Below are 16,103 nucleotides of genomic sequence, written 5' to 3'. Positions count from 1 at the left end.
GGTGGATTTCCTGGTCGCCGTTTGTCGGCATGTTTATCGCCCGCGTTTCCCGCGGCCGCACGGTGCGGGAATTCCTGATTGCCGTTCTGATCATCCCGACGCTGGTCACCCTGGTGTGGATGAGCGTGTTCGGCGGCGCCGCCCTTGATCAGGTCGTCAACAATGTCGGCGCGCTGGCCGGCGGCATCGGCAAGGTGGAGCTCGCGATGTTCCAGATGCTGGAAAATCTGCCGCTCGCCACCATCACCTCGGCGATTGGCATCATCCTGGTGCTGGTGTTCTTTATCACCTCATCGGACAGCGGCAGCCTGGTGATCGACGCGATCACGGCGGGCGGCAAGGTCGACGCCCCGACCGTGCAGCGGGTGTTCTGGGTGGTGATCGAGGGCGTCGTCGCGGCGGCGCTGCTGTTTGGCGGCGGCGCGGACGCGCTGACCGCGCTGCAGGCCGTGGCCATCACCGTCGGGCTGCCTTTCACCGTCGTCCTGCTCGCCATGTGCGTCAGTCTCTATATGGGTCTCCATCATGAGGCGAAATACGTCGTCGAGGACGCCCCCGCCTCCTAAACGCGCGGCGGTGACGCAAACACAAAGGCCAGCGGTCATCCGCTGGCCTTTTTTGTGGGGTTAAGTAAGGCTTGTAGGATAAAAATGGCAATTGAACCACTAGAGCTATTTACAAAATAGTAGTTTGTTCTTATTTTGTTCTATATCAAGCGATAAAATTATCATGAGTTTAATTGAATGAAAACTCTTGTATTTAGTTAATTAATTTCGAACAAGTACTATTTTTAGTAGATTTTAAATACTATAATAAGTTAAAGTAGTCATATTCGAATTAGCTTGCTTACTTGAATTCAGGACGAGGAGTTTTTTCATGCTGAGTAAAGTAGCCAGGTTATTTTTGATGATAACAGCAATAACACCAATCGGCTTAACATACGCTTGGGCGGCGTTTTTTGACGACAGATATATAGCGGCAATAGTCGTTATTTCCGTATGTGTTTTTCTCATCATCTGTACTTTGTGCTTTATCATATTAGTGCAAAAAAAGTTGAGCAGAGAAAGATTTGTGCCGCAGACCATTGAGGCGGCAGATAGTGAAAACATTGCCTTTATGTTATTGTATTTATTGCCATTATTTGAAAATGGCTTTGCTAGTTTGAACTGGGTTATGACGGTACCCGCAATACTGATATTTGCCGGGGTAATATGGACGGGATACGGATATCATTTCAATCCTCTTTTAGGGCTATTTGGATGGCATTTCTATAAAGTGAGCACCGCAGAAGGCGTCACTTACATATTAATATCTCGAAAAGAAATACGAGCGGCCAAACAGGTAATGCAAGTAGGGCAACTTACAGAATTTATGGTTATTGATTTGGGGGATTAAGATAGTGCCGTATCAAACTTTTTTTGTATTGTGCCGAATAGACAGCGAAATAGCTGTCAAAAGGCTATCCGTTGATGCTGCGGTTCAAGTTCTTTTAGGACAAATGTTTGAAACTCAAGAATTAGAGTTTCTCGAAAACACCGAGGACCTAATTGAGTTCGATGGTGGCTGGAAACCAGATGAAGGCGAAGCGCTTACCGTCTCTATTCCCTTACAAACCGATTTACTCATAAATGCCGTTTTAAATCCTCTCGCATGCGACATTTTGCAAATTGAAGGTTTTTCAGAGGAGAATGTTAGAGCTATTTTTAGCGGCCGAATCGAAAATGGAAATGCGGTGGTCGCTATTCAAAAATTTTCTTCTCAACAAATTTTAGAGCATAAAATCACGCTTTTTCAAAACAACAATGTTTTAAACCGGCTGACTTCACCTGCATTTACATTAGACAACAAACTAGTTGGTTTGTTGCAAGGCCAGACTCTAATTTTTAAGAGTTTTCATAATATCCGAATGATTTTTGATTTGTCTGACCTATACAGAGCAGCAACTGATCAAGATATTGACGCCTTCGCGGCGCATCATTGCCTCACGATTAGCAATATCGCGGAATTTAAGACTGAAGTAGATCAGGTTTCACGTAAACTGATACATGCGATACAAAGAAATGGCGTTCTTGACGATCATACAGCTCAGGAAATCCTCAGACGAGCCGAATTAGTCGGCATTGACGTCAATATTACAGAAGGCAGAGTGGTTATGCCTTCCGAGAAGGCAGCTATTAAACGCATTCTTCGATTTTTACATGATGACATATACGAAGCGCCGTTATCTAGACAAAGGTATGTCAGCAACTCAAAAAGAAGGGTTTAAATCCCCCTCACCTTTCCGTCAAATTCCGCCAGAATCGCCGGGGGCTGGGGATATGGGAGAGGTCGGGTTTTTCCTTCAGTTTCTGGCGGGCCTTGAATTTGGCGGTTTCAAACTGCATCACATTTTCAATGCGGCGATCCAGAAATTCCCATGTCTTTTCATGCCCGTCCGACTTGTCGGCGAGCCAGTAGAGCAGCGTTGCGCCATAAACGGCCGCGAGGGTCAGGCGCTTCGTGTACCAGTTGATATCGCTCGACATATCGCCGCTCGCCCACCACATGCGGCTCACCGTATTGGCCGTCAGCTTCGTGCCGAGCGCCATATTCTGCGGCAGCGCCAGGATGTTGACGGCGCGGCGCACCGCCTCCTTATGCGGGGCGTAAAGCTCCAGCCGGAGGCGGATCGCGAGGGTGATGCGATCGCGGATCTTGAGGCTGAGCACATCGCGCTTTTGCAGCTCCGCCTCCATCTCGTCATCGGCGGTCTCGACAAACAGGCGGATCATATCCGTCGCGCCGTCCGGAAAGGCGAGATCAAACACCGAGATATCGACCCCGAGATCGGCGGCCGCGCCCTTCATCGCCGCCCGGCTCCAGCCGTCAAACAGCACATGCGGCAGCACCGCGTCCAGAAGCCGTCTGTTCCTCTCGCTTTCGGATTGTTCCGCCATGATGACACCCCAAAAAACCTGTCTTTCTACCGCGGCGCACAATCACGCCCCGGCCACCTCCTTCCAGATATAATGAACACGCCGCCCGATGACCAGAGGGATTATGGCACATCCGCGCGCAAAAGAAAAGAACAAAATAAGAACATTTTGCTTGCAGGGGCTGGTAATTTCAGATACATTCATTTCACCTTATGTAGGAACGGCGACCACACGCAACCGTGAAGGAAGGGTGAACAAAAGTGACCGGGACAGAGCGCCCGGACGCGCAATTCTGAGGGAGAAAACAGGAAAATATCGCGATAAATCACATAGCGACGGGCCACGCGGCGGAGCGTTTCCGCGACGAATTTCGCAGGCGCAATATCGCCATTGCGGGAAAAAACCTGCTTGCGAGGGAAACGGCTCACCCCGGCGCGGGACTCCTGATGACTCGGGGAAAAGGCAGCCGACGATAATGCTTGGCCTCCTCGTGCTCTCGGCCCTCACTCATACGGGCGGGAACGCGAGCCTCTTCCTACGGGGGAAACCGGCCTCGGGGAAGGTTCGGGATCACAAGCAAGGCTCGGAATATCGGGAAGCGCTCAGGACTTCGGGAAGGTTCGGGACCGCAAGGAAGCTTCATGACCGCAGGGAGCGTCAGGAGCGAAGAAAGATTTGCCACCTCCAGGAGGGTTCAGAATCGCAGAGAAGGATCTGAGCCTCCGGAAGGGTTCAGGAGGCGTCCGCTTCTTTTGCCGCGGCCTTCGCGCGCAAATCGGCCATGAAGCGCGGCACCTCGCTCTCGAACATCAGGTAGCGCATGTCCGTCATCCGCTCCGGATAGAGGATGCCGAACAGATGGTCGCACTCATGCTGCACGACGCGGGCGTGAAATCCGCGCGCCTCGATGGAGACCGGCTTGCCGTCGAGGCCGAGCCCCTCATAGCGGATATGGGTATGGCGCGGGACAAGGCCGCGCAGGCCCGGCACCGAGAGGCAGCCCTCCCAGCCGAGCTCCATCTCCTCGGAAAGCGGGGTGATTTTCGGGTTGATCAGCACGGTGGAGGGCACGCCGGTGGCCGTCTCCCCCTCTTCCATCCTGACCCGGTCCTCCGGCACCTCGAAAATGACGAGGGATTTTGAGACGCCGATCTGCGGCGCGGCAAGACCCACCCCGCCGACCGCCTCCAGGCTCGCGCGCATGTCCTCGACCAGCTGATGGAGGGCATCGTCAAAGGGCGGCGCAATCTCCGCCGCCACCTGCCGCAGCAGCGGGTGCCCCATTTTCAGTATCTCTTTCGCCGCCATGTCGCCCTTTCCTTTTTCCGTCTTTTATGTTATGTATTCTTTTCTTTAGGGAATTCACCTTAAAATGCGGTTTCCCCCTTGTGAAGAGGGGGGAGGCATGTTACATCCGCAGCCATCCGTCCTCGGACCAACTTTAGGAATAGATAGGAGCACGATTAACTGTGCAAGTCTCTGTACGTGACAATAACGTTGACCAGGCGCTTCGGGCGCTGAAGAAAAAGATGCAGCGCGAAGGCATCTTTCGTGAACTGAAACTCCGCGGTGCTTATGAAAAGCCGTCCGAAAAGCGCGCCCGCCAGAAGGCGGAAGCCATTCGTCGGGCCCGCAAGCTCGCCCGCAAGCGGATGCAGCGCGAAGGCTGAGGCCGTCGCTCCGGCCTGCGTTTACCCCGCGCCGGACCCCCACAGAATTCAAAAAGCCGCGCCGGGCCTCCGGTTTGCGGCTTTTGCCGTTTGTGGCGGCGTTTTGAGTGGGTCCATTTGCAATGTCCCACTTGCAATGACGCCCGCGCCGTATGGACGAAAACAGACGCCCGCTGCGGCGCGGCCTGTTGCTTTTCACCATCTCCCGGCCGTCCGTGCCGTCAGTGCCGTCAGTGCCGCCTCTGTCCGGGCCTTAAACCCGGGGGCCTGCCGCCATTATCCGGCGGCTGATATGGCGTGGCATGACGGGGATCGCCTTCCGGCCGAAGGACGGCCCCTCAATATCCGGGCGTCAGAACAAGACGTCTCGGTTTCCTCGGGCTGGTCTGGCGGAGCCGCGCTTTCCGGCCCTCAACCATCAGATGGTTCAGCGGATCAAGATATGCGCCCGCCGCCTCATAGGCCTGTTGATGCCAATCGGAGGGACGCGTCCCACTCTGCGTAAAACCGCAGGATCGTGGTGGTTTGTGGGGGGATCATGAGGCATTGATCCTGCCTTTTGCAAATCCATCCACCCATAAATAATATACTCTTTTCCGAAACAAAACGGCCGCGAAACCCGCCCGTCAAAATTAACATTCTTTATTTAATTACAATAAGTTAAAATTATTTTTTAAGAAATAAAACCGGTTCCTTGAGCTACATATCCTGCCCCGCTCTGCCTCCTTTCGCAGGAGTAGATTATCTATGAAACCTGGCGCCGCCTGTCCTGTTCTTCTATGTCTCCTCCTCTGTCATCAGGGCGCGGATCGCGGTTTCAGTTGCGTCATTGGCGGGGAAAAAGCTTTCCACCATAATTTCCTCCGCCGTGATATCCTGCGGCGTGCCGAAGCTCGCCACGGTGGTGATCCAGGACAGCGTCATGCCCTCAATCTCGAATTCCAGCGGCAGAACCGGCAGCGCATCGAGGGACGGATTCTGATGGGTGAAACTTTCCGGCACCCCCGGATAGGCCAGCACCTCATCAAGCAGGCGACGCAGCGGATCCTCCGCCGCCGCGCCGGTCAACTGCCGGTGCGCCCGCTCCACCATATGCGCGGCCGCCCGCTCCCAATCCTTCAGCACAGGCCGCAGCCCCGCCGGATGCAGCATCAGGCGGAGAATATTGGGCGGCCCCTCCCGCGATTGCGACGGCGCGCCGTCCGCGGCCTTGCCCGGCCCGCCGGGGGCGAGCCCCAGCATCGCCAGCATATTCGCCCCCGCCTGATTGATCATCAGCACGTCAAAGACGCGGTTCATGACGATCGCCGGATAGGGCTCCTGCTGGCGCAGCATGAAATCGAGCGCCGCGCGCACCTTGTCAAACTGCGCATCGCCCAACGTGCGCGCCGCATAGGCGGGCGCATAGCCGGCCGCATTGAGCAGCCGGTTGCGCTCGCGCAAGGGCAGCTCCATCGCCTCCGCCAGCCGCAGCACCATGTCCCGGCTCGCCTGCGCGCGGCCGGTCTCAATAAAGCTGAGGTGCCGCGCCGAACTCTCCGCCTCCAGGGCGAGATCGAGCTGGCTCATGCCCCTCACCTGCCGCCAGTGCCGGAGGAGCTGACCCAGCCCGGACACCGGTGTTTGCATGGCTGACCCTGTCATCTTCTCGCCTCCTTCTCTGATCATGCCGATACAATAGCGCGAAAAAAGACCGGCGAACATTACCTTGAAGGTAATTGAGAAGATAACCTGCCCGCCTCATTCTGCATGTCAGGCGCCCGTGACGGCGCAGACATTTGCAAAGGAGATGACGATATGGAACATGCAAACATACTTCGCGGCACCCTGCTGATCGACGCCGGTGCCTCACTTCTCGCGGGAGCGGTGGCGCTTCTCTTCGCGCCCTCGCTGGCCCTCTGGACGGGCATCGCGCCCTGGATCCTCTATGTGCTCGGGGCGGGCCTGGTGATCTTCGCCGCCGATGTCGCCCTGGTCGCAACGCGGAAAAAGATCAATCCGCTGTTCGTCAAGGCCATCATCGCCGCCAACATCGCCTGGGTGATCGGCAGCGGTCTTGTCCTGTTCATTTTCCAGGACCGCCTGACCTTCGAAGGGATGCTGGTGATCGAGCTGCTGGCGGTCGCCGTCGCCCTCCTCACCGCCGTTGAAGCCGTCAGCCTCCGGCGTCTCGGCCATAACACGCCCCGCACCGCCTGAGCCTTCCCGCTGACGCAGAAAGCCGTCCTGATCCGTCAGGGCGGCTTTTTCACGCCATTTATTGCGTTTTCATATAAATCTGGAACTGTATTGAAGATATTTATATAATAGCAAAACAGGTATGGAATGTCAAGAAAAATGGTCATGACGCCCGAATATAACGAATAAATATACAGATAATCCCGCCAAACTATCACCCTTCCTCTGATAACCTTATGATCTATGGGCGCTTTGCCGAAAATAGCCAGTTTTCCGGTAAATTCTTCGTCATTCCCGCGCCCGTGTTTAGGGTTTTTTAAATATTTGTTTACTAAAATTGCCGCTATGGTTTCACACGCCCCTGCGCTTACGGCGCTGAAGCGCCATATCCGGATGTTGCCACGCCGCACGACTTTCGTGCCGGCGGCCATTGGCGCGTCCATGATCCTGCTGGTTGTTCTCATCTGGGCATTTATGCCGACGGCACAGAACAACGATTTTGAAACCAAGGTCAAAAGCGATCTGGCCAATCTCGCCGCCCGGCTGGAGGGGCATATCGCCACCCGCCTCACCATCGGCGAGCAGCTCCGCCATTCGCTGGCCGTCGGACAATTCACCAGCCGCCAGGACTTCCTGAACCACACCACCTATATCCACAGGCTGTTCACCGATTTTCAGGCCATCAACTGGATCGACAGCATGGGCGTTATCCGCTGGGTCTCGCCGCTCAAAGGCAATGAGCAGGTGCAAAATCTCGACGTTCGCAATCACTCCTTCGTCGGCCCCACCTTCCGGCAGGCCGAGAAGCTGAAGCGCATGCAGATCACACCGCCCTTCGCCCTGACGCAGGGCGGCATCGGTTTTGTCGCCTATGTGCCGGTTGTCCGCCTGGACCGCATCACCAGCTTCGTCAATATCGTGTTTCGCAGTGATCCCCTCGTCCGCACGGCCCTGCAGAATGGCCTGCTCGAAAGATATCAACTGGTGATCATGGATAATAAACGTCTGGTGTTCTCCAGCGAGGACGGCCTGACCGCCGATGAAACGCTCTATCATGAGCATATCCGCGTCGGCAATCGGGAATGGACCATCAACCTGATGCCCACGCCGGCCACCATCGCGGCGCACAGTTCACTCATCGACGAGCTGGTTCTGACGATCCTGATCCTGCTGTCCATCGCCATCGCCTGGCTGGTCCATCTCGCCATGGTGCGGCAGCTTAAAGTCATGGTCAGCGACAAGCTGCTGCGCACCTTTATTGAAAACTCCCCCTCCGCCATCGTTATCAAGGATGCGAAATTCCGCTATCTGCATGCCAATTCCAAATGGCATGAGTGGTTCAACGCCCAGGGGGTGGATGTCAAAGGCCTGTCCTCCACCGATGTCTTTCCGCCCGGCTATGCGGCAGAGGTGGACAGGCAGCAACGACAGATCATGACCCACCGGCACATGGTGGAACAGGAATATCTGAGCCCGCGCGTGGACGGCAAGAAGGTCCCCACCTTCGTGCAAATGTTCCCGATCATGGACGATCAGGGCGAGGTGATCGCCGTGGGCGGCACCCTCACCGATATCAGCAGCAACAAGCGCACCGAGGAGGCGCTGCGCCAGGCCCTCATGAAAGCGGAGGAAGCCAGCCAGGCGAAGTCGAAATTCCTCGCCACCATGAGTCATGAGCTGCGCACGCCGCTGAACGCCATCATCGGCTTTTCCGATATCCTGATGGGGCAGTATTTCGGCCCCGTCGGCAATGTGAAATACATCGAATACGCCAAGGATATCAACCATAGCGGACGGCATCTGCTGGCGCTGATCAATGAGGTGCTGGATATTTCCGCCATCGAGCTTGGCAAGCGCGAGTTGCAGCCCGAGCCGCTGCGCCTGCAAAATCTGCTTGCCGATTGCGTCAAGGCGATCCGCTACCGGGCCGAAAGCCAGGGCATCATGGTGGCGCTGATCACGGCGCCGGAATTGCCGGAAATCATTGCCGACAAGACGGCCATGCAGCAGGTTTTCCTGAACCTGCTGACCAATGCCGTGAAATTCTCCCGTACCGGCGACAAGATCACCGTCACCGCCCGCTGCCGCAACGACGGGATTGTCGTGACCATTGCCGACACCGGCGAGGGCATCCGCAAGGATCAGCTGCCGCTGGTCACCGAACCTTTCGTCAAGGGGCATAGCTCCTCCGACATTACCCATGAGGGAGTCGGGCTTGGCCTTTCGATCGTCAAATCCTTCGTCGCCGCCCATCACGGGACATTGCAGATCGACAGCAGCTACGGTGTCGGCACCACCGTCACGGTCACACTGCCAAAGACGAAAAGCCTGATGGTGGCGTAGGGCGTGAGACGTCAGGCGCGGGGCGTCAGGCGTACCGCATCAGACATATATCGCCGCTCCACCGCCGATTACGGCCGCCGCCCCGCACTCCATTAACGATAAATAAACCGGTTAACACCTATTCTGAAAGTGATGAAACGCCCGGATTCCGGCGCCATCACAAACCGGATAATTGAATTTACCTGACACTCAAAAAGATAACTGGAGCTACCCCTATGATCCGAAAGGTTCTTTTCCCCTTCCTCACCCTTGCCCTGGCGGCCGGACTGGTTACATCCGCCGCCGCCGAGGAGTATCGAATCGCCATCCAGAAGCTTGTCGAGAGTGACATGCGCGGCTGGATCCAGAGCGAACAGGTCGTCACCGCCATCCGGGAACAGAACAAGACATCCGCAACACTTAATCAGAGCGATATCGACCGCCAGGACAAGGCCTGGCGCGCGGAGACCGAAAACGGCGATCAGAAGATGATCAACGCCGTGCTCGGCAATGCGCTGTCCGCCTATCTGCGGGATGTCCAGAGCAAGTCCGGCGGGCTTTATACCGAAATTTTCGTGATGGACATGAAGGGGCTGAATGTCGGCCAGAGCAACATCACCTCCGACTACTGGCAGGGCGATGAAGCCAAGTGGCAGGACACCTATGGCGGCGGCGCCAGCGCCCTGCTGATTGATGAGGTGGATTTTGACGATTCCTCACAGGCCTATCAGTCCCAGGTCTCCCTCGCCGTGATTGATCCCGCCAACGACGAAATCATCGGCGCCATCACTGTGGGCGTCAATGTCGATATGCTGGACTAGGCGCGCGCCCCCCGGCCCCTACTTTTCAAACAAGGAAATCAGATAATGAACGTCCAGACCCCGACGACCCCGGACAACCGGCAAGACCCGAAAAAAACCGCGGTCAAGCTGACAGTCAGCCGGAAAATCCAGCTTGTCGTCTTCGCGACGACCCTTGCCGGCCTCTCGCTTCTCGTCTTTCTCGGGCTGCAAAGCCAGCGCCAGGACCTGGAAAGCCTGGCAATCTCCAACAATCTGACCATCACCGATCTGATGGCGGCGCAGATGACCGGCGCCCTCAAATGGAACAAGGCGGAGAAAGTCGCCGAAGTCTATCAGGAGATGACCAGCCTGGAGGATGGTGTCCTCGCCGATATCATCACCTATGACAAGGATGGGGCCATGGTCACCGAATATCATTCCGACAGCCTGCCCACCACGGACCTTGCCGGGCTTGTCAGCAGCCATAAGGACATGCTCGACAAGGGTGAGAGCTATTCCGAAATGACGGACAGCCACCAGATTATCCTGACCCCCGTCCTCACCACCAAAGGGGAGCTTGTCGGCTATGCCGCCGTCGCCTGGAGCCTCCATCAGCTCAACGAACAGCTCAGCGACAATCTGATGCAGCAGCTCCTGCTCGGCGTTGCCGCACTGCTCGGCATCCTGCTGCTGACCGGCGTGCTGCTCAGCCGCTATATCGGCAAGCCGCTCAGCCAGCTGACCCAGGCCATGACCGCGCTTGCCAATGGCGACAATGAAATCGCCATTGCCGGGCTTGAGCGCAAGGATGACGTGGGCGACATGTCGCGCGCCGTGCAGGTGTTCAAGGCCAATGCGGAAAATCTGCGGACGATGGAACTCCAGCGGGAAAAGGATGCCGAGGAGAAGGCCGCCGCCGCCGAGGAACGCCGCCGCGAGGAAGTGCAGCGCGTCGAGGAGGAGAAGCACCGCGATCAGGAAGCCGCCGCCAAAGCGGCCGCTGAACGCGCCAGCTTCGCCCGCGCCATCGCCGAGAAGCTGGAATCCTCCGTCGATGCGGTTGCCCGGCAGATTTCCTCCGCCGCCCAGACGATGGAGGAAAAGGCGAAAAGCATGGTAACCAGCGCGGCCGATACCGACAGCCATTCCAGCGCCATCGCCGCGGCCTCTGAACAGGCCGCCGTGAATGTCAGCGGCGTCGCCACCGCCGCCGAGGAGTTGTCCACCTCCCTGCAGGAAATCGCCCGGCAGGTGGATGCCTCGGCGAAGCTTTCAAAGGATACGATGGATGTTGCGGAATCCACCGATGAAGTCGTCGGCAAGCTGGCGGTCTCCGCCGGGGAAATCGGCAATATCATCGAGCTGATCAACAATATCGCCAGCCAGACCAACCTGCTGGCGCTGAACGCCACCATCGAGGCCGCCCGCGCCGGGGAGGCAGGCAAGGGCTTCGCCGTTGTCGCCTCTGAAGTCAAGGGCCTCGCCTCGCAGACAACCAGCGCCACCGAGCAGATCACCCGCCAGATCGACGGCATGCAGCATGCCACCGGCGAGGCGGTGGAGGCCGTCAAGCGGATCGAGGAAATGATCATCCGCATCAATGAGACGATCCAGGCCATGGCCGCCGCGCTGGAGGAGCAGAATTCCGCCACGCTGGAAATCACCCGCAATGTGCAGCAGGCCTCCGACAGCACCGGCGAGGTGTCCCGCTCGATCACGGATGTATCGAACATGGCGACGGCCTCCGGCTCCTCGGCGACGCAGCTCCTGGGCTCCGTCGGGGAACTGTCGGTCTATTCCAGCAAGCTGCGCGAGGAAGTCTCGGCCGTGCTCGACGATATCCGCGCCATGGCAGGCTAAACCGGAACCTCTACGGCCACGGAAATCCGGACAGCCTTAGCTGTCCGGATTTTTTTGACCCTGCCGAACATCGAACGGATGGCATGATGGGCGAGTATCTCGTGCAACCGACGGCATCGCCGCAATTGATCCTGCGCAAAGATTTCTGTACAAAGAAAGACGCCCGGGCGATCCTGTCCCGAACATGAAATAGCGGGAGAAGAACAATGAGTGAGCACAGCATCACCACCGTTGACGAGCTGTACAGCGTCTACAAGCCCCCAGCCGAACGCGCCATGCAGAAGGAACTTCCCCGGCTCGACAAGCATTGCCGCCACTTCATCGCGCTCTCCCCCTTCCTCGTGCTCAGCACCGATGGCGGCGACGGCACGGCCGATGCCTCCCCGCGCGGCGATGCGCCGGGCTTCGTGACCGTGCTCGATGACAACACGCTGGCGATCCCTGACCGGCCGGGCAACAACCGTCTCGACAGCCTGATCAATATCCTCAGCAATCCCGCCGTCGGCATGATCTTTCTGGTGCCGGGGATTAACGAGACCCTGCGCATCAACGGCACGGCCACGATCAGCACCGATCCCGAGCTGATGAAACAGCATGCGGTAGATGGCAAGCTGCCGCGCTCGGTGCTGCTGGTGAAAGTCACCTCGGCCTATATGCATTGCGCGAAGGCGCTGATCCGCTCAAAGCTCTGGGCAGAAGAGAGCAAGGTCGAGCGCAGCGTCTTCCCGACACTCGGACAGGTGCTCGCCGACCAGATCGCCGGGATGGACGCGGAACAGTCCGACGCCTATCTCGAAGTCGCCTATAAGGAAAACCTCTATTGAGGGCGGCCGCCCCGCCTCCTGAATACGCCCGCAAAAAAAGCCGCTGATTTTCATCAGCGGCTTTTGTTTTGGAGATAGCTTTCGGTTACTGCACCGTCATCCTGGCATGGCGCGGGAGGTTTGCGCCAATGGCGCTGCTGCTTTTCACATGTCGCTCGGAATAGAGGTTGCCGATGGTCTGGCGCGACTTGGCGAGCACATAATCCTCCGGCTTCGGGAGTGGCCCGAACCAGTAGAGCGGATGCGGCGTCTCCCCGTCCTTGGCGATCAGACCGTCGGCATCCAGCACATAACCCTCGCGCGTGAGCGCCTCCATCACCCGCCAGTCATCGCCGTCCTTTTGACCGACCATGCGTGTGCCGAGGCGCATCCGGCCATGGAAATAAGTCCGTTGCGATTTATCGAGGATATAGGCAACCTGAACGAAGCGGTCCCCGTCGCTGCCCACCGGTAAATTCGTCGCGGCGCGGATCAGCTCGCCCTCGCGATTTACGATCGCGCCATCGGCAAGAAGGATATCCATGATCGGGACATGCTGGCCCTGATGCGGCCCGTCGCCGCAAAGCGTCGCATGGCCCGGCGTTATCTTCACGCCGTGAAAATCGATGATCTCCTCGACCTGATTGACCATTGTCCGGGTCACCCGCGCAGGCCTCAGCTCCCCAAGACCGCCCCGTTCCGCCGGATCATAGGCCAACACCTCATCCCCAACTTCGATCTGCTCGATGGGTTTCCGGGTGCCATCGGCCATATCGATTAATGTACCGGCGGAGAAGCAGCGTTGGTCGTTGGTTACTCCGGGCAAATCGGGGTCTTCTGAAAGTTCCCATTCTTCATCTTCCCATGCCTTTTCCTCCATTACTTTTTTCATAAAGTATGGGGTACTCTTAGTATCCAAATTTTCATAGGTACGATCATGGGCTAATCCATTATATAAAGCATACACATCCTCGGGATAAGGTTCGTCAAGACGTGATGATATTTCTGAAAGCAATTTGGCTGTTAGTCTGATGTTATCTTGCACATTGTGCACATCGCTTCCCGGAATAAGTGCCTCCCATACAGGATCAACATTTCCAGGCAGAATAGTATCAGCGAGAGGCGGAAATATATTTTCGTACCAGCCTCTGCTCATTTCGGTATAAATTACGGCTTTCACAAGGTCAGAATTTACCCCAAATTCGCTTGCTGCATTCTCGATTAAAAAGCTGTTATCTTTTACAAATGTTCCGGCATATTGATTAGCCTGAAGAGGAATATACAAGGGTGGTAAAACTACATTATAATCAGTTCCCCATAAAGGAACGATGCTGTTCTCCATTAACGTCCCAATTAGCGGAGAAATATTGTATCTATTCTCATATATTCCATTCTTGAAGGCATCAACATCTCCAACTTCTTGATGCTCAAAATAGAATTTGTGATTAGTACCATGCAAGATTGACTTCTGTCTATCTTCAGCTGTTTTTAAATATTCTTCCACAACTTCCCCCTATTTTACCAGCATCTAGTATCAAAGCCTGCGTCATACGGACCGTTAGAAATAAAGACAATTAGTAAAAATCCGACAACGTCTACACTAACTTCTGCGGGATCGTTACGATCCGATTTCTTCGCGGGCATAAAAACCAATTTTTCGATTTCTTTCTTCAAGCTATCCAAGGTTTCTTGCATCGCAATAATCCGATACACCTTTGTTGCCCTGTAACTGCAATGATTACCGTTACTTTCATTATAAATATCTGAACCTTCTGCCATCACTACATAATATTCCGGAAGAAGGCTCTCCACTTTCGACAATTGCCGTGAGAAATTCCAAAGCCGAACATCATTTACTAAAATAGAACCCCAAAATGGAGAAAGAATAATCACAACAGCTACCATAAGGATTAAAACTACTTTTTTTACCATATATTCATCTCTCGAATTTTCAATTATAAATTTCTTTATTCAAGTGAGAAGAAAAACCAAAACGTGTGTATGCCACCAAGGATTAGCTGACTATCAGGCGCTAATGCAACTAAATTTATATCGTTCCATCGTGTAACATTAGGAGGCTGCATGAAAGTCTTTAGTTCGATTTCCAACTCCTGTATCAATCAAAAAAAGCCGCTGATTTTCACCAGCGGCTTTTGATTTGGCTTTGCGTCCCGGCTACAGCGCCTTGACGATATCCTCGACCATTTTCTTGGCGTCGGCGAGGAGCATCATGGTGTTGTCCTTGTAGAAAAGGTCATTGTCGATACCGGCGTAGCCAGAGGACATGGAGCGCTTCACGAACAGAACCGTGCGCGCCTTGTCCACATCGAGGATCGGCATGCCGAAGATCGGGCTCGACGGGTCATCGCGGGCCGCCGGGTTGGTCACGTCATTCGCGCCCACCACAAAGGCGACATCGGCGCCGGAGAAGTCGGAGTTGATTTCCTCCAGCTCGAACACCTCATCATACGGCACCTGCGCCTCGGCCAGCAGCACATTCATATGGCCGGGCATGCGGCCCGCCACCGGATGGATGGCGTAGGCCACCTCGACCCCCTCTTCCTTCAGCAGATCGACCATCTCGCGGAGCGCATGCTGGGCCTGCGCCACCGCCAGGCCATAGCCCGGCACGATGATGACCTTGCCCGCATTCTTCATGATGAAGGCCGCATCATCGGCGGAGCCCGGCTTGAACGGCCGATCGCCCTTGTCGGGACCGGCGGCCGCCGTATCGCCGCCGAAGCCCCCCAGGATAACGCTGAAGAAGGAGCGGTTCATCGCCTTGCACATGATGTAGGAGAGGATCGCCCCCGAGGAGCCGACCAGCGCACCGACGATGATCAGCGCGGTGTTCTCGAGCGTGAAGCCGATGCCCGCCGCCGCCCAGCCGGAATAGCTGTTCAGCATCGAGACCACCACCGGCATATCGGCGCCGCCAATCGGGATGATGATCAGGAAGCCGATGATGAAGGCGAGGATGGTCATGGTCCAGAACACGGTCGGGTTCAGATCAAGGCAGAACCAGACGATCAGGCCGACGATTACAAGGCCGACGACAAGGTTCAGCAGATGCTGCCCGGGAAATGTCACCGGATTGCCGGAGACCAGCCCCTGCAGCTTGGTGAAGGCGATGACCGAGCCCGAGAAGGTGATGGCGCCAACCACAATACCGATGGACATTTCAATGCGCGAGAGCACCGTCAGTTCGCCAAGCGGGCTGAGGATGCCATAGGCCGCCGGGTTATAGAAGGCCGCCGCCGCCACCAGAACGGCCGCGAGACCGACCAGGCTGTGAAATGCCGCCACAAGCTGCGGCATGGCGGTCATGGCGATGCGCTGGGCAATCACCGCGCCGATGGCGCCGCCGATGACAATGCCGCCGATGATCCATTCATAGGAGACGACACTCGGGTCAAGGATGGTGACAATGATGGCAATGGCCATACCGGCCATGCCCATGATGTTCCCGCGCCGGGAGCTGTCCGGAGAGGACAGGCCGCGCAACGCCAGAATGAACAGGATGGCGGAAACCAGATAGGCCAGCGCCGTAAAATTAGCAGACACGTTTCGCCC

16 protein-coding genes are annotated in these 16,103 nt (G+C 56.2%); 9 read left to right on the top strand and 7 right to left on the bottom strand.

All coding sequences use genetic code 11. The features are described 5' to 3' along the window. The 3 genes from CMN55_RS03540 to CMN55_RS03530 all read left to right on the top strand — a co-directional run. The coding region (locus CMN55_RS03540; protein ID WP_293948162.1) for a BCCT family transporter at nucleotides 1-566 on the top strand (566 nt) is incomplete at its 5' end. A 310-nt stretch (nucleotides 567-876) separates the two neighbouring features. Continuing rightward, nucleotides 877-1,395, top strand: a complete 519-nt coding sequence (locus tag CMN55_RS03535) for a hypothetical protein (RefSeq protein WP_293948161.1) — start codon at nucleotides 877-879, stop codon at nucleotides 1,393-1,395. Between the two features lie 4 nt (nucleotides 1,396-1,399). Continuing rightward, on the top strand, nucleotides 1,400-2,266 hold the full coding sequence (locus tag CMN55_RS03530; protein ID WP_293948160.1) for a Kiwa anti-phage protein KwaB-like domain-containing protein: 867 nt from the start codon (nucleotides 1,400-1,402) through the stop codon (nucleotides 2,264-2,266). Between the two features lie 7 nt (nucleotides 2,267-2,273). Here CMN55_RS03530 and CMN55_RS03525 read toward each other — a convergent pair whose 3' ends face one another. Beyond that, nucleotides 2,274-2,936: a COQ9 family protein gene (locus CMN55_RS03525; protein ID WP_293948159.1), complete on the bottom strand. Its 663-nt coding sequence runs from the start codon at nucleotides 2,934-2,936 to the stop codon at nucleotides 2,274-2,276. Nucleotides 2,937-3,647: 711 nt separating this feature from the next. Beyond that, complete coding sequence (gene def, locus CMN55_RS03520; protein WP_293948158.1) at nucleotides 3,648-4,223, bottom strand: peptide deformylase; 576 nt, start codon at nucleotides 4,221-4,223, stop codon at nucleotides 3,648-3,650. A 161-nt stretch (nucleotides 4,224-4,384) separates the two neighbouring features. On the opposite strand from def, the gene rpsU reads away from it, so the two are divergent. Next, nucleotides 4,385-4,585: a 30S ribosomal protein S21 gene (gene rpsU, locus CMN55_RS03515; protein WP_161316574.1), complete on the top strand. Its 201-nt coding sequence runs from the start codon at nucleotides 4,385-4,387 to the stop codon at nucleotides 4,583-4,585. Between the two features lie 777 nt (nucleotides 4,586-5,362). On the opposite strand, the gene CMN55_RS03510 is transcribed toward rpsU, so the two are convergent. Next, nucleotides 5,363-6,229 (bottom strand): helix-turn-helix domain-containing protein, encoded by an 867-nt coding sequence (locus tag CMN55_RS03510; protein WP_293948157.1) that lies wholly within the window; start codon nucleotides 6,227-6,229, stop codon nucleotides 5,363-5,365. A gap of 153 nt (nucleotides 6,230-6,382) precedes the next feature. Here CMN55_RS03510 and CMN55_RS03505 point away from each other — a divergent pair, with 153 nt between their 5' ends. Further along, nucleotides 6,383-6,784: a hypothetical protein gene (locus CMN55_RS03505; protein WP_293948156.1), complete on the top strand. Its 402-nt coding sequence runs from the start codon at nucleotides 6,383-6,385 to the stop codon at nucleotides 6,782-6,784. 35 nt (nucleotides 6,785-6,819) lie between these two features. On the opposite strand, the gene CMN55_RS03500 is transcribed toward CMN55_RS03505, so the two are convergent. Next, the gene (locus tag CMN55_RS03500) at nucleotides 6,820-7,194 is read right to left on the bottom strand and encodes a hypothetical protein (protein WP_293948155.1); all 375 of its coding nucleotides are present in this window, start codon (nucleotides 7,192-7,194) and stop codon (nucleotides 6,820-6,822) included. On the opposite strand from CMN55_RS03500, the gene CMN55_RS03495 reads away from it, so the two are divergent. The 4 genes from CMN55_RS03495 (at nucleotide 7,181) to CMN55_RS03480 (ending at nucleotide 12,551) form a co-directional block, all read left to right on the top strand. Continuing rightward, on the top strand, nucleotides 7,181-9,106 hold the full coding sequence (locus CMN55_RS03495) for an ATP-binding protein (protein WP_293948154.1): 1,926 nt from the start codon (nucleotides 7,181-7,183) through the stop codon (nucleotides 9,104-9,106). The two genes, CMN55_RS03500 and CMN55_RS03495, sit on opposite strands and share 14 nt — an antisense overlap. A gap of 215 nt (nucleotides 9,107-9,321) precedes the next feature. Further along, complete coding sequence (locus tag CMN55_RS03490) at nucleotides 9,322-9,906, top strand: hypothetical protein (protein WP_293948153.1); 585 nt, start codon at nucleotides 9,322-9,324, stop codon at nucleotides 9,904-9,906. Between the two features lie 45 nt (nucleotides 9,907-9,951). Continuing rightward, on the top strand, nucleotides 9,952-11,727 hold the full coding sequence (locus tag CMN55_RS03485) for a methyl-accepting chemotaxis protein (protein WP_293948152.1): 1,776 nt from the start codon (nucleotides 9,952-9,954) through the stop codon (nucleotides 11,725-11,727). 206 nt (nucleotides 11,728-11,933) lie between these two features. After that, nucleotides 11,934-12,551: a pyridoxamine 5'-phosphate oxidase family protein gene (locus CMN55_RS03480; RefSeq protein ID WP_293948151.1), complete on the top strand. Its 618-nt coding sequence runs from the start codon at nucleotides 11,934-11,936 to the stop codon at nucleotides 12,549-12,551. Between the two features lie 85 nt (nucleotides 12,552-12,636). Here CMN55_RS03480 and CMN55_RS03475 read toward each other — a convergent pair whose 3' ends face one another. The 3 genes from CMN55_RS03475 to CMN55_RS03465 form a co-directional block, all read right to left on the bottom strand. Beyond that, nucleotides 12,637-13,422, bottom strand: coding sequence for a Hint domain-containing protein (locus CMN55_RS03475; RefSeq protein WP_293948150.1), 786 nt, complete (start codon nucleotides 13,420-13,422; stop codon nucleotides 12,637-12,639). 626 nt (nucleotides 13,423-14,048) lie between these two features. Beyond that, nucleotides 14,049-14,462 carry a hypothetical protein gene (locus CMN55_RS03470; protein ID WP_293948149.1) on the bottom strand — a complete coding sequence of 138 codons (414 nt, stop codon included), beginning with the start codon at nucleotides 14,460-14,462 and terminating at the stop codon, nucleotides 14,049-14,051. A 243-nt stretch (nucleotides 14,463-14,705) separates the two neighbouring features. Then, nucleotides 14,706-16,094 (bottom strand): NAD(P)(+) transhydrogenase (Re/Si-specific) subunit beta, encoded by a 1,389-nt coding sequence (locus CMN55_RS03465; RefSeq protein ID WP_293948148.1) that lies wholly within the window; start codon nucleotides 16,092-16,094, stop codon nucleotides 14,706-14,708. Between the last annotated feature and the right edge of the window lie 9 nt (nucleotides 16,095-16,103).

This window comes from Sneathiella sp., assembly GCF_002694385.1.
Lineage (GTDB): Bacteria > Pseudomonadota > Alphaproteobacteria > Sneathiellales > Sneathiellaceae > Sneathiella.
Note: the sequence above shows the minus strand (reverse complement) of the source record. Positions and strands in the feature narration are given on the sequence as shown.